This is a genomic window from Pectobacterium sp. 1950-15 (assembly GCF_037136835.1).
Lineage (GTDB): Bacteria > Pseudomonadota > Gammaproteobacteria > Enterobacterales > Enterobacteriaceae > Pectobacterium.
Genome location: NZ_JBBBQR010000002.1, coordinates 249482 through 270494 on the forward strand (window position 1 = coordinate 249482; position 21013 = coordinate 270494).

General features: G+C 50.2%; 16 protein-coding genes, 1 tRNA gene and 1 pseudogene. 7 read left to right on the forward strand and 11 right to left on the reverse strand.

Going from position 1 to position 21013, the window contains the following annotated elements; all coding sequences use genetic code 11:
* Window position 1 precedes the first annotated feature (1 nt).
* A complete protein-coding gene (locus WCT94_RS03200; protein ID WP_336867918.1) occupies window positions 2–1114 on the forward strand; it encodes a hypothetical protein in 1113 nt (370 codons plus the stop codon).
* Window positions 1115–1213: 99 nt separating this feature from the next.
* Here WCT94_RS03200 and WCT94_RS03205 read toward each other — a convergent pair.
* From WCT94_RS03205 to lptF, 4 genes and pseudogenes are all read right to left on the reverse strand, one after another.
* Window positions 1214–2462: pseudogene (locus WCT94_RS03205) on the reverse strand (tyrosine-type recombinase/integrase).
* Between the two features lie 122 nt (window positions 2463–2584).
* Window positions 2585–2669: transfer RNA gene (locus WCT94_RS03210), tRNA-Leu, on the reverse strand.
* A gap of 231 nt (window positions 2670–2900) precedes the next feature.
* Entirely contained in the window at window positions 2901–3977 is a 1077-nt protein-coding gene (gene lptG / locus WCT94_RS03215) for an LPS export ABC transporter permease LptG (RefSeq protein WP_336867920.1), read from the reverse strand.
* Window positions 3977–5092, reverse strand: coding sequence for an LPS export ABC transporter permease LptF (lptF, locus tag WCT94_RS03220; RefSeq protein WP_336867921.1), 1116 nt, complete (start codon window positions 5090–5092; stop codon window positions 3977–3979). Before lptF ends, lptG begins: the two co-directional genes overlap by 1 nt.
* 284 nt (window positions 5093–5376) lie before the next feature.
* On the opposite strand from lptF, the gene pepA reads away from it, so the two are divergent.
* From pepA to WCT94_RS03240, 4 genes are all read left to right on the forward strand, one after another.
* Window positions 5377–6888 (forward strand): leucyl aminopeptidase, encoded by a 1512-nt coding sequence (gene pepA / locus WCT94_RS03225; protein WP_010284628.1) that lies wholly within the window; start codon window positions 5377–5379, stop codon window positions 6886–6888.
* 104 nt (window positions 6889–6992) lie between these two features.
* Window positions 6993–7442 carry a DNA polymerase III subunit chi gene (locus WCT94_RS03230; protein WP_336867923.1) on the forward strand — a complete coding sequence of 150 codons (450 nt, stop codon included), beginning with the start codon at window positions 6993–6995 and terminating at the stop codon, window positions 7440–7442.
* 12 nt (window positions 7443–7454) lie between these two features.
* On the forward strand, window positions 7455–10310 hold the full coding sequence (locus WCT94_RS03235; RefSeq protein WP_336867924.1) for a valine--tRNA ligase: 2856 nt from the start codon (window positions 7455–7457) through the stop codon (window positions 10308–10310).
* Between the two features lie 137 nt (window positions 10311–10447).
* Window positions 10448–11008 (forward strand): RNA 2'-phosphotransferase, encoded by a 561-nt coding sequence (locus WCT94_RS03240; RefSeq protein WP_336867926.1) that lies wholly within the window; start codon window positions 10448–10450, stop codon window positions 11006–11008.
* Between the two features lie 77 nt (window positions 11009–11085).
* Here WCT94_RS03240 and WCT94_RS03245 read toward each other — a convergent pair whose 3' ends face one another.
* From WCT94_RS03245 to WCT94_RS03260, 4 genes are all read right to left on the reverse strand, one after another.
* The gene (locus WCT94_RS03245; protein WP_336867928.1) at window positions 11086–12705 is read right to left on the reverse strand and encodes a methyl-accepting chemotaxis protein; all 1620 of its coding nucleotides are present in this window, start codon (window positions 12703–12705) and stop codon (window positions 11086–11088) included.
* Window positions 12706–12912: 207 nt separating this feature from the next.
* Entirely contained in the window at window positions 12913–13992 is a 1080-nt protein-coding gene (locus tag WCT94_RS03250; protein ID WP_336867930.1) for an alpha/beta fold hydrolase, read from the reverse strand.
* A 351-nt stretch (window positions 13993–14343) separates the two neighbouring features.
* Window positions 14344–15381 carry a M48 family metallopeptidase gene (locus tag WCT94_RS03255; protein ID WP_336867932.1) on the reverse strand — a complete coding sequence of 346 codons (1038 nt, stop codon included), beginning with the start codon at window positions 15379–15381 and terminating at the stop codon, window positions 14344–14346.
* A gap of 244 nt (window positions 15382–15625) precedes the next feature.
* Complete coding sequence (locus WCT94_RS03260; protein WP_336867933.1) at window positions 15626–16807, reverse strand: YjgN family protein; 1182 nt, start codon at window positions 16805–16807, stop codon at window positions 15626–15628.
* A 419-nt stretch (window positions 16808–17226) separates the two neighbouring features.
* Here WCT94_RS03260 and WCT94_RS03265 point away from each other — a divergent pair, with 419 nt between their 5' ends.
* Window positions 17227–17730: a GNAT family N-acetyltransferase gene (locus WCT94_RS03265; RefSeq protein WP_336867935.1), complete on the forward strand. Its 504-nt coding sequence runs from the start codon at window positions 17227–17229 to the stop codon at window positions 17728–17730.
* Between the two features lie 108 nt (window positions 17731–17838).
* On the opposite strand, the gene rraB is transcribed toward WCT94_RS03265, so the two are convergent.
* Window positions 17839–18264 carry a ribonuclease E inhibitor RraB gene (gene rraB / locus WCT94_RS03270; RefSeq protein ID WP_012773090.1) on the reverse strand — a complete coding sequence of 142 codons (426 nt, stop codon included), beginning with the start codon at window positions 18262–18264 and terminating at the stop codon, window positions 17839–17841.
* Window positions 18265–18425: 161 nt separating this feature from the next.
* Here rraB and argF point away from each other — a divergent pair, with 161 nt between their 5' ends.
* Window positions 18426–19433: an ornithine carbamoyltransferase gene (gene argF, locus WCT94_RS03275; RefSeq protein WP_336867937.1), complete on the forward strand. Its 1008-nt coding sequence runs from the start codon at window positions 18426–18428 to the stop codon at window positions 19431–19433.
* 198 nt (window positions 19434–19631) lie between these two features.
* Here the strand turns inward: argF and WCT94_RS03280 are convergent, their stop codons facing one another.
* Both WCT94_RS03280 and WCT94_RS03285 read right to left on the reverse strand, forming a co-directional pair.
* On the reverse strand, window positions 19632–20297 hold the full coding sequence (locus tag WCT94_RS03280; RefSeq protein WP_336867938.1) for a helix-turn-helix transcriptional regulator: 666 nt from the start codon (window positions 20295–20297) through the stop codon (window positions 19632–19634).
* A gap of 4 nt (window positions 20298–20301) precedes the next feature.
* The gene (locus tag WCT94_RS03285; RefSeq protein WP_336867940.1) at window positions 20302–20985 is read right to left on the reverse strand and encodes a helix-turn-helix transcriptional regulator; all 684 of its coding nucleotides are present in this window, start codon (window positions 20983–20985) and stop codon (window positions 20302–20304) included.
* Window positions 20986–21013 lie beyond the last annotated feature (28 nt).

The following is a 21013-nucleotide window of genomic DNA, read 5'->3' on the forward strand; positions in this document are numbered from 1 at the left end:
AATGCTTATAAATATTGAAAATGCCACTAAAGAAAATGTATTAGACAGTAAATTCACGATAGCTATTGAAAATATTTTGCGCTCATTCTCAGAAGAAAAGCATTTAGTAATTGCATCTAAAGTTTTCTTTAATAGCATTATTAAAGAGCAAAGCGGAATTTACAGCATATCTTCAAAAAACTTTGCTTCTGAAGCATTATCAGGATTAAGAGAATATCATGCAATATTAAATCAAGTTTCATTTTACATTTCCGTCGATTTTACAATCCCTGATGCATCTTTCAGATGGGTAGAATATGGGGAGAGATACAAGTTTGTATGTGGCCCTTTATACTTTAATGATTCATCACAATTACAGAAAACAAAAATAGTTTGTGAAAATCCATTAGACTCTGATTTTTTCAAAATCATCGCAGCGTTTTATGCCAGAAATGAAAATTTATCACGTTGCTCAATTAATTTTAATGCTCTTAATGGCGGTGGGGGCAGCACTAAAGATACTTTTGAACGCACAATTAAGAATAATGAAATTGCTTTTTGCATTGTAGATAATGATAAAAGTCATCCTCGAGCACCCTATGGAGGTACAAGCGCACACTTTCTTAGTTCAAAGACTAATCGTTCAGGATTTGTAGAGATTTTAGATGTCCATGAAATTGAATCACTATTGCCATTAGAAACTATTGAAGAAGTATTGAAAAGTTTAAATTTAATGGTGAAAAAAGAGAAATCCTTAACCTTTTTAAAAGAAATTTGCTCTATAGATGAATCAGTTAAATTTTATTTTGATCATAAAAAAGGATTCAATCTTAAAACTGCATTAGAACTTGATAATACTCATGGGGATTTCTGGCTTTCAATTCTAAAAAAAATTAACTATAAATATAGTTGCGAATGCATTGAGTTAAAGAAATGCGAATGCGAACCTTCATGTTTGGACTATGAGGGATTTGGTGATAACTTACTAAATAACACTTTACAATATATCCATAAAGGCAACTTGAGGAAGTACTCCCCCGATTTACCACCAAAACTTTATCAAAAGTGGTACAAACTAGGAAAAAATCTCTTCAGTTGGAGTTGTGGCCCATATAAAAAATCAAGAGTCAGTTAAATGTGATAACGGGAGGGATGCCTCCCAATCATTTAATTTAGTTAACCACCAAATATGTTTATTAATATACAATTGGATACATGCGCATAATATTTAAAATTAGCACACGTTCTTAGTAAAATCATACGGCTTCACATACCGCTCCCGATTTACATCCAAATAATCAGCCCACCGTTGCACCATCAGGCGGCGCTCGTCAAGATACTCAGACGTGTGAATGTATGCCGCGCGCACATTATTGCGTTCAGAGTGGCTTAGCTGTCGTTCTATCGCGTCATCACTCCACAAGCCAGACTCGCCTAGCGCACCCCGCGCCATCGTTCTGAAACCGTGCCCGCACACTTCCGTCTTGGTGTCATAACCCATAGTACGCAGCGCGCTATTGACCGTGTTTTCACTCATCACCTTTTCAGGATTGTGATCGCTGGGGAAAAGCCGGGGATTATCACCGCTCAAGGCTCGTAATTTTTCCAATACAGCAAGCGCCTGATTGCTCAGAGGCACAACATGCTCTTCTTTCATTTTCATGCCACGATAGGAATATCTCACACCTTCAATTTCTTCTCGTTGTGCGGGAATACGCCATTCAGCGCTATCAAAATCAAACTCACGCCACCGAGCGAAACGCAGTTCACTGGAACGGACAAACGTCAGCAGCATTAACTCCACCGCACAGCGGGTCAGTAATCGGCCACGGTAGGACGCCAGACGTGAAAGAAATTCAGGGAACCGGACAGAAGGTAAAGCCGGATAGTGACGGGCTTTAGTCGTAGTTAGCGCCCCGGCCATATCGCCAGCAGGGTTAGATTCAATGTAATCATGCTAGACAGCGTAACGCATAATCGCCGTAATGCGCTGTTGCAGCCGTTGAGTGACGTCATGCTTGCCCGATCATCCACGGCTTTGATCGGTGCCAAAAGGTGGCTGGTTTTCAGCTTACGAATATCAGATGAGCCGATTTCGGGGAAAATATACATTTCCAAATACCGGATAACCCGCGATCGATGGTAATCCCCCCAGCGCTTGTTACTGGCGTGCCACTGACGGGCGACCGTTTCAAAGGTATATACCCCCGCGGATTCTGCATGTACTTCTTTTTGCTCGGCTTTAGGATCAATGCCCTGAACCAGCAACTTTTTAGCGTCACCACGTTTAGCGCGAGCATCGGCAAGGGGAACCGTCGGCCAGACGCCAAAAGCTAACCTGTCCTCTTTCTTATCGATTGGGCGACGGTACTTCATCCGCCAGTATTTCGATCCCCGCGTGGTGATCTCAAGATACAAGCCGCCATCTTATAGGTTTTATCTTTTGGCTTGGCAGTCTCGACTTGGCGGGCGTTGAGCTTCATTTTGGGGGCTCATTTCTAATCGAAGTGGGGATGCCCCCTGCGGAGTCTGGAATGCAACGGATGTGCTCGGATGATTTTGGACATAAAAAAAGCCACCCTGAGGTGACTTGATTTTCATACTATGGTGCCGAAGGCCGGACTCGAACCGGCACACCTTGCGGCGGTTGATTTTGAATCAACTGCGTCTACCGATTTCGCCACTTCGGCACAGAAGTAGTATGCGGAAAACGGGTGCATTATACCGTTTGACGGCCCACGCGCAACGTTAATCCACTCCGCATTCGGTTAAGTGCTGAAAAAATCATCTTTAGCAACGTGTTATGACTTTTTTACCTTCACAATGGTGTGGTAATGAGCATTGCTGAGGGCAATCTGTCACTCACAATAAAAAACGCCGAGGGGGGAATCCACTCGGCGCTTTCTCTGGTTTAGCTGGTGCTATCGGCGTTTCAGCAGCAACGCCACGCTGATAAACAGAAACACCGAGCTCGGCAAGATAGCGCCCAAGATAGGCGGAATGCCATAGACCAGGCTGAGCGGGCGGAAAATCTCATTTAGCAGGTAGAAGAGGAAACCGAAGCTGATACCAATCACGATGCGTGAACCCGCCGAGACGCTGCGCAGCGGGCCGAAGATGAAAGAGACCGCCATGAGCATCATCACCGCCACGGAGACCGGCGCAAAGATCTTGCTCCACATGTTCAGTTGGTAACGGCTCGACTCTTGCCCGCTTTGTTTCAGGTACTTAGCGTAATCATGCAGCCCGCGGATCGACAGCGCATCAGGCTCCAGCGCTACCACGCCCAGTTTGTCCGGCGTCAGGTTGGTTTTCCATTCACCACTAAGCGTCTGGCTACCGCCAATCTGTTTCCCATCGCTCAAATCCGATTCATCAACCTGTGACAGCCTCCAGACATTCCTGTCATCTTCAAACTCAGCGGAGGCCGCATAGCGTACAGAGAGCAACTTGTTGTTATCGTCGAAGTGGTAGATGTTAACGCCAGATAGCTCTTTATCGCCCGCAACCCGTTCGATATAGATAAAGTCATTGCCATCTTTTGCCCACAGCCCGCCCTGCGTAGAGATCATCGACCCACCGGAGATCATCTGAGAACGGTAGTTACGCGCCATCTGTTCCCCCTGCGGAGACACCCATTCGCCAATCGCCATCGTCAACAGCACCAGCGGGATTGCGGTTTTCATCACGGCAGTCGCAATCTGCAAGCGGGTAAAGCCGGAAGCCTGCATCACCACCAGTTCACTGCGAGTGGCGAGCTGGCCTAGCCCGAGCAATGCGCCGAGCAGCGCCGCCATCGGGAAGAAGATCTCAATATCTTTGGGGACGCTGAGCAGCGTGTACAGCCCGGCGCCCAGCGCCGAATACTCGCCCTGCCCGACTTTACGCAACTGGTCGACAAACTTGATGATGCCGGAGAGCGACACCAGCATGAACAGCGTCGTCATGATGGTGGTGAAAATCGTTTTGCCAATATAGCGGTCTAATACACCAAACATCAGGCCGCCCCTTGTATTTTAAAAGTACGAGGCTTAAAGCGGGCACGCACTTTGCGCATCGGCACGGTATCCCACAGGTTAAGCATCAGCGCGATGCCGAAGTACATCAGGTTGGTCAGCCAGACCCATACCATTGGATCGATTTTTCCTTTACTGGCGTTAGAACGCAGCGAGCTTTGCAGCAGGAAGAAGATCAGGTACAGCAGCATCGCAGGCAGCATGCTTAGCACCCTGCCCTGACGTGGGTTCACCACACTCAGCGGCACCACCATCAGCGCCATGATCAGCACCGAAAGAATCAACGTCAGGCGCCAGTGGAACTCTGCGCGCGCATCGTGTGCGTCCGAATGCCACAGGGTTTGCATATCCATTTGCTGCACGTCGCTATTATTTAGCGTCACGCTCTGGTGGCCAATCACGGCCTGATAGTTGGTGAAATCGGTGATACGAAAATCACGCAGCAACGCCGTGCCTTCGTAACGCGAACCGTTATCCAGCGTCACGACCTGCGCACCGTCTTCGTTTTGTTTGATATGACCGCGATCGGCAACCACGACAGAAGGCCGCGCGTTACCGCTGGGGCGCAACTGCGCCAGAAAGACATGCTGAAACTCCGAGCCTTTCACATTGCCAACAAACAGCACCGCGTTACCGCCCTGCGCAGACTGGAATTGCCCTTCGACCAGCGTCGCCATGCCGGGGTTCGCCTTCGCTTCCGCCAGCACTTCTTCCTGATGCCGGGACGACCACGGGCTAAGCCACATAACGTTAATGGTGGCGATAATGGCAGTGAATACCGCCAGAGCCAGCGCGGCTTTCAGCAACACACGCTTGCCCAGCCCACAGGCGTGCATAACAGTGATCTCGCTTTCCGCATAGAGGCGGCCAAACGTCATCAATACGCCAAGAAACAGGCTCAATGGCAGGATAAGCTGCACCATCTCTGGCACGCCCAATCCCAACAGGGAGATAACCAAATTTGTCGGGATTTCACCATCAACCGCGGCGCCCAGTATCCGCACTAATTTCTGACAAAAGAAAATCAGTAACAGAATGAAAAGGATGGCCAGTTGGCTCTTGAAGGTTTCCCGTACCAGATATCGAATGATGATCACGCTTAATTACGCCTGTGAAAACTTGTCTTTTTGCAGGAAAATCGATAGTTTCTTCGCTAACGCGCCATTTATACTCATTTTTTGGCAGCCCTCTTAGCTAAAACGGTATTACAACACATTGCGTTTGAGCAGTTGTATCAGAACCTGCTTATTAGTCACTAAAACAGGTTCGCTACGTCGTTAAGATTAACACAGGTTATGTTAACGCAACGGCGGGAAAGTATTACGGAGTGTCACATTCTAGCCGTTGCCCCCGCCTTTGTCTTTAAGATTCAGGAGAGTACATGGAGTTCAGCGTAAAAAGCGGTAGCCCGGAAAAACAACGCAGTGCCTGCATTGTCGTCGGCGTGTTTGAACCGCGTCGTCTGTCCCCTATTGCCGAACAACTCGATAAAATCAGCGACGGCTATATCAGCGCGTTGCTTCGCCGTGGTGAATTAGAAGGCAAAGTGGGGCAATCACTGCTCTTGCACCATGTACCTAACATTCTTTCCGAACGCATCCTGCTGATTGGCTGCGGAAAAGAACGCGAGCTTGATGAACGCCAGTACAAACAGGTGATTCAGAAAACGATCAACGCCCTGAACGAAACCGGCTCGATGGAAGCGGTCTGCTTCCTGACCGAACTGCACGTGAAAGGCCGTAACACCTACTGGAAAGTGCGTCAGGCGGTCGAAACCGCCAAAGAAACGCTGTATACCTTCGATCAGCTTAAGAGCAACAAGGTCGAACTGCGCCGTCCGCTGCGCAAAATGGTCTTCAATGTGCCAACGCGCCGTGAGCTGACCAGCGGCGAGCGCGCCATTCAGCACGGTCTGGCAATTGCTGCAGGCATCAAAGCCGCGAAAGATCTCGGCAACATGCCGCCAAATATCTGTAATGCCGCCTATCTGGCTTCGCAGGCGCGTCAGTTGGCCGATACCTACAGCCAGAACATCATCACGCGCGTGATTGGCGAACAGCAGATGAAAGAGCTGGGCATGAATGCCTATCTGGCCGTGGGTCAGGGCTCGCAGAATGAATCGCTGATGTCCGTGATCGAATATAAAGGCGATCCAAACCCGGAAACCCGCCCGATTGTGCTGGTAGGTAAAGGGCTGACGTTCGATTCAGGCGGCATCTCCATCAAGCCTGCCGACAGCATGGACGAAATGAAGTACGACATGTGCGGCGCGGCCACGGTCTACGGCGTGATGCGTATGGCGGCCGAACTGGCGCTGCCGCTGAACATCATCGGCGTGCTGGCTGGCTGTGAAAACATGGTCGATGGACGTGCCTACCGTCCGGGTGACGTGCTGACCACGATGTCCGGCCAAACGGTAGAAGTGCTGAACACCGACGCAGAAGGCCGTCTGGTCCTGTGTGATACGCTGACCTACGTTGAGCGCTATGAGCCGGATGTCGTCATTGACGTCGCGACGCTGACCGGCGCGTGCGTGATTGCGCTGGGGCACCACATCACTGGGCTGATGGCGAACCACAATCCACTGGCACACGAGCTGTTGAGCGCGTCCGAACAGTCTGGCGACCGCGCGTGGCGTCTGCCGCTGACCGACGAATTCCAGGAACAGCTGGAATCCAATTTTGCCGATATGGCAAACATTGGCGGCCGTCCGGGCGGCGCGATTACCGCAGGCTGCTTCCTGTCGCGCTTTACGCGTAAATACAGCTGGGCGCATCTGGATATCGCAGGCACCGCTTGGCGCTCCGGTAAAGCCAAAGGGGCTACGGGTCGTCCGGTCGCGCTGTTATCACAGTTCTTGCTTAACCGCGCTGGACAGAACGACGTAGAATAAGGCTTTCGCGTCAGGGCAATGGCCTTATCATGTCATTGTCGTCTTATGGGCCGGATTTCCGGCCCTTATCACTTTCTGGCTCTTAGCAATCAATAGTGTAAACAATGAAAAACGCAACGTTCTATCTTCTCGAACACGACAGCAAAAGCGGTGAGCTCAGCGCCCATGAGGCACTGGCATGCGATCTGGCGGCAGAACGTTGGCGAGCAGGAAAGCGCGTGCTGATTGCCTGCGAAGACGAGCAGCAGGCCATCAGGCTCGACGAGGCGCTGTGGCAACGCGATCCTAATGCGTTCGTGCCGCATAATCTGGCAGGCGAAGGGCCGCGTCACGGTGCGCCGGTCGAACTGTCCTGGCCGCAGCGGCGTGGCAATGCGCCACGGGATCTGCTGATTAGCCTGTTGCCACAGTTCGCAGATTTTGCCACCGCTTTCCATGAAGTGATAGACTTTGTCCCTTACGAAGAATCCTTGAAACAGTTGGCGCGCGACCGCTATAAAACTTATCGCAGCGTCGGCTTCCAATTGACCACGGCTACGCCGCCAACTCACTGAATTTTGAGCATAATGGAAACGAAATATAACCCGCAAGATATCGAGCAGCCGCTCTACGAACACTGGGAAAAACAAGGCTACTTCAAGCCGCACGGCGACACGAGTAAAGAAAGCTTCAGTATCATGATCCCGCCGCCCAACGTCACCGGCAGCTTGCATATGGGTCACGCTTTCCAGCAAACCATTATGGATACGCTGATTCGTTATCAGCGTATGCAGGGCAAAAACACCCTGTGGCAGGCAGGTACCGACCACGCCGGTATCGCCACGCAGATGGTCGTTGAGCGCAAGATCGCCGCAGAAGAAGGCAAAACTCGCCACGATTACGGCCGCGAGGCGTTCATCGACAAAATCTGGCAGTGGAAAGGCGAATCCGGCGGCAACATTACCCGCCAAATGCGCCGTCTGGGCAACTCCGTTGACTGGGAGCGCGAGCGCTTCACCATGGATGAAGGCCTGTCCAACGCGGTGAAAGAAGTTTTCGTCCGCCTGTATAAAGAAGACCTGATTTACCGCGGCAAGCGTCTGGTGAACTGGGATCCAAAACTGCGCACTGCGATTTCCGATCTGGAAGTCGAAAACCGCGAAGTGAAAGGGTCGATGTGGCACCTTCGCTATCCGCTGGCCAATGGCGTGAAAACCGCCGAAGGGAAAGACTATCTGGTTGTCGCTACCACCCGCCCGGAAACCATGCTGGGTGATACCGGTATCGCCGTTAACCCGGAAGATCCGCGCTATAAAGATCTGATCGGCAAAGAAGTGATCCTGCCGCTGATTGGCCGCCGTATTCCGATTGTTGGCGATGAACATGCCGATATGGAAAAAGGCACTGGCTGCGTGAAGATCACACCAGCACACGACTTCAACGACTACGAAGTCGGTAAGCGCCACCAGTTGCCGATGGTGAACATCCTGACGTTCGACGGTGATATCCGTCAGAGCGCTGAAGTGTTTGATACCAATGGTGAAGCCAGCACCGTTTACAGCAACGACATTCCAGAAGCCTTCCAGGGTCTGGAACGTTTTGCCGCACGTAAAGCACTCGTCGCCGCATTCGATGAACTCGGCCTGCTGGAAGAGATCAAGGCGCACGATCTGACCGTGCCTTACGGCGACCGTGGCGGCGTGGTGATTGAACCGATGCTGACCGACCAGTGGTACGTACGCGCTGCCGTGCTGGCTAAGCCGGCGGTAGAAGCCGTTGAAGATGGTCGCATTCAGTTCGTACCAAAACAGTACGAAAACATGTACTTCAGCTGGATGCGTGACATTCAGGACTGGTGTATTTCCCGTCAGCTGTGGTGGGGTCACCGCATTCCGGCCTGGTACGACGCGAACGGCAACGTCTATGTGGGACGTACCGAAGCGGAAGTACGCAGTGAAAACAACCTCGCTGATGATGTCGTTCTGAATCAGGACGAAGACGTACTGGATACCTGGTTCTCATCCGGCCTGTGGACGTTCTCTACGCTGGGCTGGCCGGAGCAAACGCCAGATCTGAAAGCATTCCACCCAAGCAGCGTGATGGTGAGCGGCTTCGACATCATCTTCTTCTGGATTGCCCGCATGATCATGCTGACCATGCACTTCATCAAAGACGAAGACGGCAAACCGCAGGTGCCATTCCACACCGTCTACATGACTGGCCTGATCCGTGATGAGGAAGGCCAGAAGATGTCCAAATCCAAAGGGAACGTCATCGACCCACTGGATATGGTGGACGGCATTTCGCTGGAAGCGCTGCTGGAAAAACGTACCGGCAACATGATGCAGCCGCAGCTGGCGGAAAAAATCCGCAAGCGTACCGAGAAACAGTTCCCGAACGGCATCGAGCCTCACGGTACAGACGCCCTGCGCTTTACGCTGGCGGCGCTTGCTTCAACTGGCCGCGACATCAACTGGGATATGAAGCGTCTGGAAGGTTACCGCAACTTCTGTAACAAGCTGTGGAATGCCAGCCGTTTTGTGTTGATGAACACCGAAGATCAGGACTGTGGCTTTGGCGCAGGCGAGAAAGTGCTGTCGCTGGCTGACCGCTGGATTCTGGCAGAATTCAACCGTACGGTGAAAGCCTATCGTGAAGCGCTGGACGGCTATCGCTTTGATATTGCGGCCGGTATTCTGTACGAATTCACCTGGAACCAGTTCTGCGACTGGTATCTGGAGCTGACGAAGCCTGTGATGAATGGCGGTTCAGAAGCGGAGCTGCGCGGTACGCGCCATACGCTGGTTACCGTACTGGAAGCGCTGCTGCGTCTGGCGCACCCGATTATTCCGTTCATTACCGAAACCATCTGGCTACGCGTTAAAGCGCTGAAAGGCATTAGCGCCGACACGATCATGTTGCAGCCGTTCCCTGAGTTCGACGCTGCGCAGGAAGATACGCTGGCGCTGAACGATCTGGAGTGGATTAAGCAGGCGATTATCGCCGTGCGTAACATTCGTGCGGAAATGAACATCGCGCCGGGCAAACCGCTGGAAGTGTTACTGCGTGACGCCACGGCTGAAGCACAGCGTCGCGTGGAAGAAAACCGCAGCTTCATCCAAACGCTGGCGCGTCTGGAAAGCATTACGCTGCTGCCTGCGGGCGACAAAGGTCCGGTTTCCGTCACTAAACTCATCGACGGCGCCGAGCTGCTAATTCCGATGGCTGGCCTGATTGACAAAGCGGCAGAGCTGGATCGTCTGGCAAAAGAAGTGGCGAAAATCGAAGCCGAGATTGGCCGCATCGAAAGCAAGCTGTCCAATGAAGGCTTTGTGGCGCGAGCACCGGAAGCGGTCGTCGCCAAAGAGCGTGAGAAGATGGACGGCTATGCCGTAGCGAAAGCCAAACTGTTGGAGCAGCAAGCAGTGATCGCTGCGCTGTAACGCTAACCGGTTTCCAGACGGTAGTATGGTCAGTACAAAAGCCTCGTTGCAAAACGGGGCTTTTTATTTTTGCTCGAATAAAAAGGCTTTCAATTACAATCTATTCACTTCGCACGATGCAGGAATGGAGTAACACAATGAGCAACACGAAGCATGATGATGTCAGCAAATTTCTGAGCTACGTTTTACGGCACAAGCCCGAAGCCATTGGATTAACGTTGAACAGCGAAGGATGGGCAAATATTGCCGAGCTGATTAGCTGTGCGGCAAAAGACGGACGTCTTCTAACCAGAGAAGTGATTCAATCCGTCGTCGATAACAGTGACAAAAAGCGTTTTTCTATTTCAGCAAATGGGTTATCAATCCGCGCAGCACAGGGACACTCGTCAGCACAGGTCGATATGCGTTACGAGCCTAAAGTCCCACCCGAATTTCTTTACCACGGCACCGCAACCCGATTTATCGATTCAATCAATCAGCAGGGTTTGCGTCCCGGTTCACGTCAGTATGTGCATTTGTCTGCCGATGAGGCGACAGCGATAACCGTCGGCCAACGGCATGGCAAGCCCACAGTGCTGAAAATAAAGACGCTGGAAATGCATCAGCAGGGGTTCATTTTTTATCAGGCGGATAACGGCGTCTGGCTAACGTTAACGGTTCCCGTACCGTTTATCGATTCCACACCATTTATGGATTGATGAGTACGTACATGAATCGCCTGTCTTCGCTGCCCAACCAGCATGAGCGAAAACAGGCGATGGCGATCGGTTAACGATTAGCGGGCATCGGCCAGTGCAATGTTCTGACGCAAGCCGGGCAACACATTATCCATCTCCATGTTTTCTCTTGCGATCTGGAAACGGGAAACGGACTGTTGCAGGTTAACAACCTGCTCCTGAAGCGCATTCGCCGAGGTTGCCACTTCTGATACCAATGATGCGTTCTGCTGAGTCACACCATCCATCTGATTGATGGCGATATTGATCTGCGAAATGCCGCGGCTCTGTTCGCTGGAAGCCAGCGTGATCTCATCCATGATATCGACCACTTTTTTCACATCCATCAGCACTTCGTCCATGGTGTTGCCGGCGACTTCAACCAGACCCGCACCCTTTTCAATACGGCTGAGAGAATCATCGATCATGGTGCCGATCTCTTTCGCTGCCGTCGCACTACGTGCAGCCAGCATCCGCACTTCGGACGCAACCACCGCAAAGCCTTTGCCGTATTGACCCGCACGCGCCGATTCCACTGCGGCGTTCAGCGCCAGCAGGTTAGTCTGGAAGGCGATGCCGTCGATCACGCCAACAATGTCGGAGATCTTGGCAGAGCTCTGCTTGATGGAACGCATGGTATCCACCACTTCGGAGACGACATTCCCGCCGCGAGACGCGGAATTAGAGGCTTTCAGCGCCAGATCGTTGGCTTTACGCGTATTGTCTTCGTTGTTTTTCACCGTCGACATGATCTGCTCCATACTTGAAGCCGTTTCATCCAACGAGGCCGCCTGCTGCTCGGTACGGCTGGAGAGATCGATGTTGCCGGAGGCAATTTCCTCAACCCCTACACTGATCGCATCGGTCCCGTTACGTACCACTCGCACCATGTTTTCCAGCCCATCACGCATGCGTTGAACCGCAGCAAACAGGTGTGCGATTTCGTTTTTTCCGCTGCTATCAATCTGCGCACGCAGGTCGCCTTCAGCAATGCGGTCAAAGACGGAAATAGCCTGATTCAGCGGCTTCACGATCATATTGGTCATGACAGACCAAGCCAGCATCGCCAGTAGCAATGCGCAAGCGATCGCCGCATACAGAATGGCTTCCATCAGCTTCACACGCCCATTCGAATCCGCGTAGGCTTCATCAATGCTCTTCAGCTTAAAGGCCACCAGCGCTTTAGAGGATTTATCAAACGCGGCATACAGCACCGTCGATTTCCCGGCACGCTGGCGATATTCATCCAGATTTCCTGCGTTAAGCGCTGCAAATGCCGGATCGATAAAGTCCTGCATCAGCGTATTGCGCTTCTCGGCCATATCCGCAGAAATCACTTTTTCTTCTTCGGACTGCGGATATTTCAGGTACTCCTGCCATTTTTCGCTGGCCCCATCAACTTTGGTTCTGGCGCGTCCCAGCGCAACTTTAGCCGCCTCGACATCCCCTTTCCCCATTAATGATTCGTACAAACGCAAATCCAACCGACCACGCAACAGCAGTTCAGAGCTGTCATTCAGCGCGACCAGCCCTGGCAGTACTTCCATATCAACACGGGCAAATGATTTGTTTCCTGACTGAACCGCAACCAACCCTAGAATGCCGACAAAAAGCAGTAACGCCGCTAACGAAAACACCATCATGCTGAGTGCAGTACGGATCTTTATCTTACGAAACATAAATTGTCCCTGTGGTCTGAAATAAGAGAGGGTGAGCGCCAGCTCTACAGCGGAGCCGTTCAGTTATTTACGTAATGGTCGTTATTTTTCCAGACGTGTTAAACCCACGAACCGAAATAAATTCGTTATAAAACCGTAATAAAATAAAGAAACGTATAAAGAAGACGATGACCGACAGAAAATAGACTCTCTGTCGGTCATTAAGATTTATTTTTTATTATTTTTCTGAGACGGACTTTTTTCTAAGAAACGTTGCAGCTCATCTTTATAAAACTTCGCCGACATCATCGTGCCATGCCCGCTGGTTTCTTTGCTGGCAGGAATAAGGAACAGCGTCGCCTGCTTAATTTTCTTAAGCTCATTCTCCAGGATGCCTGTTTCAACAGGATTACGCTCATCATCCGCAGAGTTAATTATCAGAACAGGGGCCTTAATCTTATTCAGTTCCGGTGCCGCGTTATAATTTGCGGATGAACCCCAGATATAAATAAAGTCATTCGCATCGCTGTTCGAAGGGGCCGCAAGGCGCTCTTCGACCAGTTTATCCGCCTGTGCACGCGTTGGCGCTTTGTTCTGGTATGCCAGCGTGCCGCCAGTAGTGGCGATACTGAACATAATGCTGGCCGTTTTCAGCGTTGGCGGCTGCTGCGTGTACTCGCCATTATTCCAGACCGGATCGTTCTTGATGGATTCAATCAGGATGCGACGCATCATCCAGTTACGACCAGACAGTTCATTTGGCAGCGACGCCATTGGCACCAGCGCATCCATCATGTCCGGGTATTTTTCACCCCAGAGCCAGGTTTGCATGCCACCCATGGAATATCCCATCACCAGCCGCAGGTGGTTAACACCCAGACCTTCTTTGACTAAGCGATACTGTGCCTGCACCATATCGTTATAGTCGTACTGCGGGAATTTCATCCGCAGGCCGTCTGACGGTTTGGAAGATTTTCCAGAACCAATGCTCTCCGGCATGATAATAAAGTATTTGCTGCTATCCAGCGCCTGACCCGGCCCGAACAGCTCTCCGCCAAAGCCATTTGCGAGCAGCGCTTTAATCGGCTGGTTCGTTCCATGTAGCAATAAGACGGCAGGCTTGGTTTTATCACCGATCGTGTAATAGTGAATACGCAGATCTTTTAATTTTTCGCCACTGTTGAAGGTAAATTCTGGCGCAATCCAGTCGCCTTCGTTGGGCTCTGGGAAATTGGCCTGTGCATGCGTTAATGGTGACAGCATTAACAGAAATGCGCCCAGCACCCCTGATAATATTCGATTAATCATAAATAACTCTTCGGTAATCATGAAGTCGTGAAGCCGCGATTTTAATGTCTATTAGGAAAAATCCCAATAAACATAAGCGGACTAATAATAAAAAGAGATTATTCTCTGAATTTTTTATTTATCACGAAAGATTCTACATGAAGTTTTTAATAGTATGATATTTAACGCATTCCTGCCTAAGCGCTTTGCCACGTTTTCCATACCTTCGACCTGAAATAAATGCGCATAAAAATAGCGCATCGCGCATTTTTTGCTCGAATTTATAGCAAGGAAAGGATCGTGCGCGGTGACACCGCACACGATCAACATAAGACAGGGGTTAAATCGGGGTTGAGAATCGGAAACGGAGAATTAGTGCTTATTCATCTCTCTTTCAATCGCTTTCAGCCGCTCATCCATATCCGGGTGCGTACTCAGCCAGTCAGGCAAATCCAGCGATTCCACTTCATCATGGCTGCGGTCGTTAGTGACCAAAGCCCGATACATCGCCTGCATCGACTGTAGCGAACGCCCTTGCTGCTGCATTTCTGCTATTGCCCATGCATCGGCTTCTCGTTCCATATCTCGGGAGAACTGCATCTCGTTGATGAAAGCAGCAGACTGCAACAAGGTATCCCCTATGCCACTAACATCTCCCGTCATCCACATGAATGTCAGCGATACCAGCGATGAGCGCACGACCATACGCATTGGGTGACGGTAAGCGTGATGCCCCATTTCATGCAACATCACCGCGGCCAGCTCGTTGTCATTTTTTGCCAATGTCACCAGATCGTCGCTGATAATCAGCGTGCCATCCGCCAACATAAAGGCATTCGGCCCGATAGGCGCAGACATGATCTCTAGGCGCAACGGCGTTTTATCTTCCCGCATATCAGGCGGCATAACCTGCTGAAACAGTGTTTGCATCGCCTGCTGGCGCTCAACAGACAGTTTGGAGGGCTTAAAATCACTGTGCCGCAACAGCGTCAGCGTATTTTGTCCCAGTTGCTGCTCGATAACGGTAGGCATGCGTAGCGCCAGCGCGGAACTCGCCCACGGTAGCACCACGTACACGTAGTTTATGACTATCAGGATCGTGGCGAACAGCGTGAGAATAACACCGCGCTTATGGCGTTCCAGACGATGGACAAGCCCCGGACGGCGGCGTGCGGAATACCACGTACGAAAAGTGGGATCGTCGGCAGGCACAAAGCGGCCACCGTCGGGAAACGTGAGTGTCAGAGGGATGGAACCCAGCGCATCGGAAACCGTAACCTGCTCCAGCGCAAATGTCGTGTTCGATGACCCGGTGTTCAGCACCATCATCGAACCGTTGTCCGCTAAATGAAGAGAAGCGGCCACGCGGGCCGCCAATCCGGGGTATTGATAATGCCCCTCAATATTCATATTCCTGCCTTATACTCGTCATACTTCAAGTTGCATGTGCGTTGGCTACGCTCAAATACTCGGCCCGTCGTGGGCCTCGCCCTGAAGGGCCGCTGCACGCAGCGTTCAAATCTGCTCCCGGCAGATTTGTCACCCGAATCACTTACCTGAGTAAGCTCATCGGGATGAAATGAGAGACATCCTGTCTCTCACCGAAGGCCAGCCGTTGGCCTTCCTGAAACTCGAATTATTTAGAGTATATAACTTACAGACCGACGCCTAAATCGAGCGCCTGCACAGCTTCTTCGGCCAGTGCGCTGTTTGCCGCGTCCTGATGTGCCTGAACGTGCAGCAGTGCCAGATCGCCTTCAACCGCTGTTGCATTCGCGATATAGCGCGCATGACGAATTTCTGCCACAGGCGCTGCCCAACCCAAAGAGAAAATAGTGATCAGGCTATTGGTTATCAGCAGCCCCATGTAAGACAGCGTTTGCATGGAAGAGTGCAATTTCACATCGCCATTCAGCGACGTCTGGTTAAACAGATAATTACGCTGTGCGACTACCAGATAGCTGCTGGAAACCAGCACGCCCAGCAGCGCCACAATGAACATCATAATAAAATTAAAGGCATTGCTCAGTAGCATCGTCAGTATGAGATCTTCATTGCCGCCGCCCATCATAATGGTTTGGAACAGCGTGAAAATGAAGGAGCTCATGAACGACAGCGCTGCGAGCAGGAAAGGTACAAAAATCAGCAGGCTAACCAAGGCGAATTTAATAAATGCCGCTTTCGTCAATTCCGCTTTAAACGCTGTTTTGCCGAAGAACAGGTTATTCACATAGAAATCAAGCTGCATCATTTTCATGATGCCGTTTACCGCAGCAAACCCCGGAATAGCAATCGCCAGTGCAATCAACCCAATAAGGATAGGGCTATTGCTCTGCATACCAATCATGAACACAACAACCAGAGCGATATAAAAAGCCAGCATCAGCAGAATCGGGCAAAGCAGTAGTACCCAATATGCGCGGCCCGTCTGGCAGTGATAGTTAAAACGGACACCACGGTAGCTGGACATAATGGCGTTATAACGCCAGTTACGGATCACGATAACTGGAATCAGTGCCGCAAATGCCAGTGCGATAATAGTACCGAGCGTGGGTGATATCGCCAATATGATATAAAACAGAATGATTCCAGCGATAACCAGCAAACGCCCTTTGAGAATCTGAATGGGATCTGCATGGTAATCAAAACGGTCACCGTTAATTTCCGTGTTGCCATAAAAATAACGGCGGCGACGTACGGTAGCCCAGGCAGAATAAATTCCCAGAGTGATGACCGTTAATAACGCATTCACCAGCCAAATTGCAAAATATTCCCCAGCCTTACCATGAAACTGCACGCGATGCTGCGTGCTATTTTCTGAAGTATTGATTGTCATAAACCTTTCGTCCTAAAAGAAATAAGCCTAATAAAGCGCTTAAAAGCGTTACTGGCATACAAAAAGCGGCTTATTTAAGCACGTCTTGTTAACGACAACAATAAAAGTTAACAGTAATTAAACAACTGCATAGTCTTATAAATCGTAAGGAATAGTGCACCTTAATATTTATATCTTGAGATATTGCAGGAAATTTTACTTATATCTTAGATAATTCTAGCTTCAGGGTGTCGTGTTATGGCATTAACAGTAGAAAATGCTGACGCGTTAGTGTGGGTATGGAATAAAAGTCACTACAGAGACTATTCAAAACACAGCAGGAAGAACGGGGATAGGCGTTGCATCGATGTGGCCTGAAATGGTATTACAATCGACCAGAATCATTCCCCTCGTAAACCGTAAGAGCAAGAGTACGTATTATGACAACCGCGACCTTCGCCAATCTTCAGGTACGCCCAATCACCGCGCGAGACGATGCTGCTATCGCTCAGGTCATTCGTCAGGTTTCCGCCGAATTTGGTTTGACGGCCGATAAAGGCTACACCGTTTCCGATCCCAATCTGGACGCGCTGTTTGCCCTCTATAGCCAGCCGCAAAGCGCCTACTGGGTGATTGAATTCGAAGGCCGCGTGGTTGGCGGCGGCGGTATTGCGCCACTGGTCGCGGGTGAAGACGATGTGTGTGAATTGCAGAAAATGTATTTCCTGCCCGTCGCGCGAGGCAAAGGACTGGCGCGTCAGTTAGCGATACAGGCGCTTGATTTTGCACGTCAGCACGGCTTTCGCCGCTGCTATCTGGAAACAACCGGCCACCTGACCAGTGCAATCCGACTGTATGAATCGCTGGGCTTCGAGCTGATTCCGCACTCAATGGGCAACACGGGCCACACCGATTGTGAAGTGACGATGCTGAAAATGCTGTAATAGGCTGAAAGTACGGAAATAAGGCGTTGTCATGCCGAATAAAAAACGCCGCAGGATATTCCTGCGGCATTTAGTGAGGCGAGAGCTTCGAGATGAACGATTCAATAATTAATGGCGCTTGCCATCATCATCTTCATCATAAAAATCTTCATCATCCCCGTCCTCTTCGCCTTCACCATCTGGATCTTCGAAGTAGGTGCCCCACCCGTCGTAATTCACACCGTGGCGTTCTGCCAGCGCCAGCAGCTGTTCTACCTGTGCGTCGATCAGTTCCGCATTGAGCGCAACTTCACTGATGGCATCACAGCACATCAGCAACACGCCATCTTCCACTTCCAGCTCTTCCGCATCCGTCACTTCATAGCCCAGCTTGAAGGCTTCTACAGCGACTTTTTCCAACACTTCAAACTTCTCAGCAGAGAAATGGTGTTCAATGGTATAGAGCGCGTCAGGATCGCTGCCATCATCGAGCAGTTCTTCAATGATCAGGCGTGTCTCTTCCCGTTGTTCTTCCAGTAATTCGCGGTTTGCCATGCCTCAGTCCTCATTAATCGACGTAATATTGCTTATTGTCCCACAGCCCTGCGGCTTGCTCCACCACAAAGTTTGATATCACCACTTGAATTTGAATAATTACACATATAAAGTGAATTTTAATTCAACCGATGATGTTGAGCCACATGGAGATGTACATCATGCAACCGTTCTACAAGCGTCATTTTTTAAGGTTAATGGATTTTACACCCGCAGAAATTGCCAATCTTTTAGCCCTGTCAACGAAACTGAAAGCCGATAAAAAAAACGGGACAGAAGTCCGCCGCCTGCAAGGTAAAAACATCGCACTCATCTTCGAAAAAGATTCGACTCGTACTCGCTGCTCTTTCGAAGTTGCTGCATACGATCAGGGCGCGCAAGTGACCTATCTCGGCCCAAGCGGCAGCCAAATCGGCCATAAAGAGTCCATCAAAGATACCGCTCGCGTACTGGGAAGAATGTACGACGGCATTCAATATCGCGGCTATGGCCAGCAAATTGTTGAAACGCTGGCGCAATACGCGGGCGTTCCGGTCTGGAACGGGCTGACGAACGAATTCCACCCTACGCAACTGCTGGCAGATCTGCTGACGATGCAGGAGCATTTACCGGGTAAACCGCTGTCAGACATGACGCTCGTTTACGTGGGTGATGCGCGCAACAACATGGGCAACACCATGTTGGAAGCGGCGGCGCTGACCGGGCTGGACTTACGCCTTGTCGCACCAAAAGCCTGCTGGCCGGATGCCGGTCTGGTCGCAGAGTGTCAGGCGGCGGCGGCACAAACCGGCGGTAGCATTACGCTGACGGAAGATATCGCCGCTGGCGTTGCGGGCGCAGATTTCATTTATACCGACGTCTGGGTTTCCATGGGAGAACCGAAAGAGACCTGGCAGGAGCGTATCGCGCTGCTGAAGCCGTATCAGGTAAACATGGCGATGATCGCCGCAACGGGTAATCCGCAGGTGAAATTCCTGCACTGTCTGCCTGCGTTCCACGACGATCAGACGACAATGGGCCAACAAATGGCGGAACAGTATGGTCTGCACGGTGGAATGGAAGTCACGGATGAGGTCTTTGAATCCGCGCACAGCATCGTGTTCGATCAGGCGGAAAACCGTATGCACACCATCAAAGCGGTGATGGTCGCTACGCTGGTACAGGATTAAGATTTAGCCCGCCTTTGATGTGTTTTAAACACAGATCAGAGGTGGGAAACCCTTTCTCAGTGGGATCATTCCGTGTCGGTGTTCTCTCGCCGGATTCCAGGTATGAGAGCCTGAGAAAGGTACATAAAAAATCCGAAAACCAGGCGAGTTCCTGGATTCTTACACAGCAGTGTGATCGTTCAACTGAACCACAGCTCCTCAGGTAACCGATACATGCCCTTTTATCAGAAAAAAAGGAGGAATGTAGTTATCCCACCCTTTTTGGTTGCAGTGTTGGATCAGGGCTGTGCTGTTTGCCGCACCTGCTTTGTCACAGCAACGCGTTATCCTGTTACGAAGCGTTGAAGAACTTATACCGAGTATGCCCGGGATGCGGTTTTGCTTCACCCCGCTCTGCAGCAACAGAACGACTTCCCACTCTTTGTCTGTAAAAATATTTGCCGGTCGGGTGAACACAACGGGCTTCCTTTCGCATGGCATAAGAAAGGTTGAAAAATAAACATTGGTGATTTCTATGTAAGTGCAAATAATACCGTCATTGCCATCGTTGAGCCGCCAAGGACGCTTCTCCACCAGAAAAGACCTGAGTCTATTTCGTCTTCCGTAATCAAATGTTTTGAGGACGATACTCATTTCATTTGTGGTCAATATTTTTTGGTCGTCATACAGTATACGGTCATAGTGCTCGCTGACATCAGGCGTTAAGTCAGTGTCGAGACAGCCTAAAAGTTTATTCTCTGTTACGCCGAAATACTGACATACCCTTTTATTGCCATAAATATACCGGGAGTTGCAGTCCTTTATTGCCCAGCCAAACAAAGAGTTATCAAAGTAATACTCAACAGGAGTCAAATCTGGATCCATCAGGTTAGCCTCTGATAATGATATGTCCTTTTTTCAGAAAGAACAGCGGGATGTAGTTATCAAACTTGTTATATCTACAGTATTCCTTTAGGCCTGATAGTGAATTCAAACCTGTTTTTCTGTAGCAGCTCCGGAGTCTGCTGTTAACGGCATCAACGGTGATTGAGAGGATGCTGCTTATATCTTTAAGCATCATCCCACAGACCAGCAGGTAAATAACCTCCCATTCCTTCTCAGTAAATATTTCAGAAGGGGGCTCGAAGGTGGAGTGCTGCATTATTGTTCCATTTAGCAACGAGGTCGGCGTAATGATCCGAACATGTCTGACGCTAATCACTGTGCCTACACAGTTGCGATGTTCATCATAGATTGGCTCCTGAATATTGTAGGCAGGCTGCATTATTTTTTCCGTGCCTTGAATATGCGTGGTAATGGCTCTCACCGCCTTACCTGTGCGCTCTATCTCTCGTTCCTGCTGGTTAAAAATGTCTGCAAATTCAGCGACAGGAACAGGAACATCTCTAATGTTCAAACCTTCATAATCATAACGAGTTGATATGGTTTGCCAGGTTTTAAAGGTATTATTGACATAAATAAAACGAGAGTTTGTGTCTTTTATTGCCCAGCCGACGAGAGGATCGCCTTCGAACATGGCGATTAATCTGTCAGGTAATGTAATTTGTTTCATCAGTATGTCCCTACATAAAAATTACCCT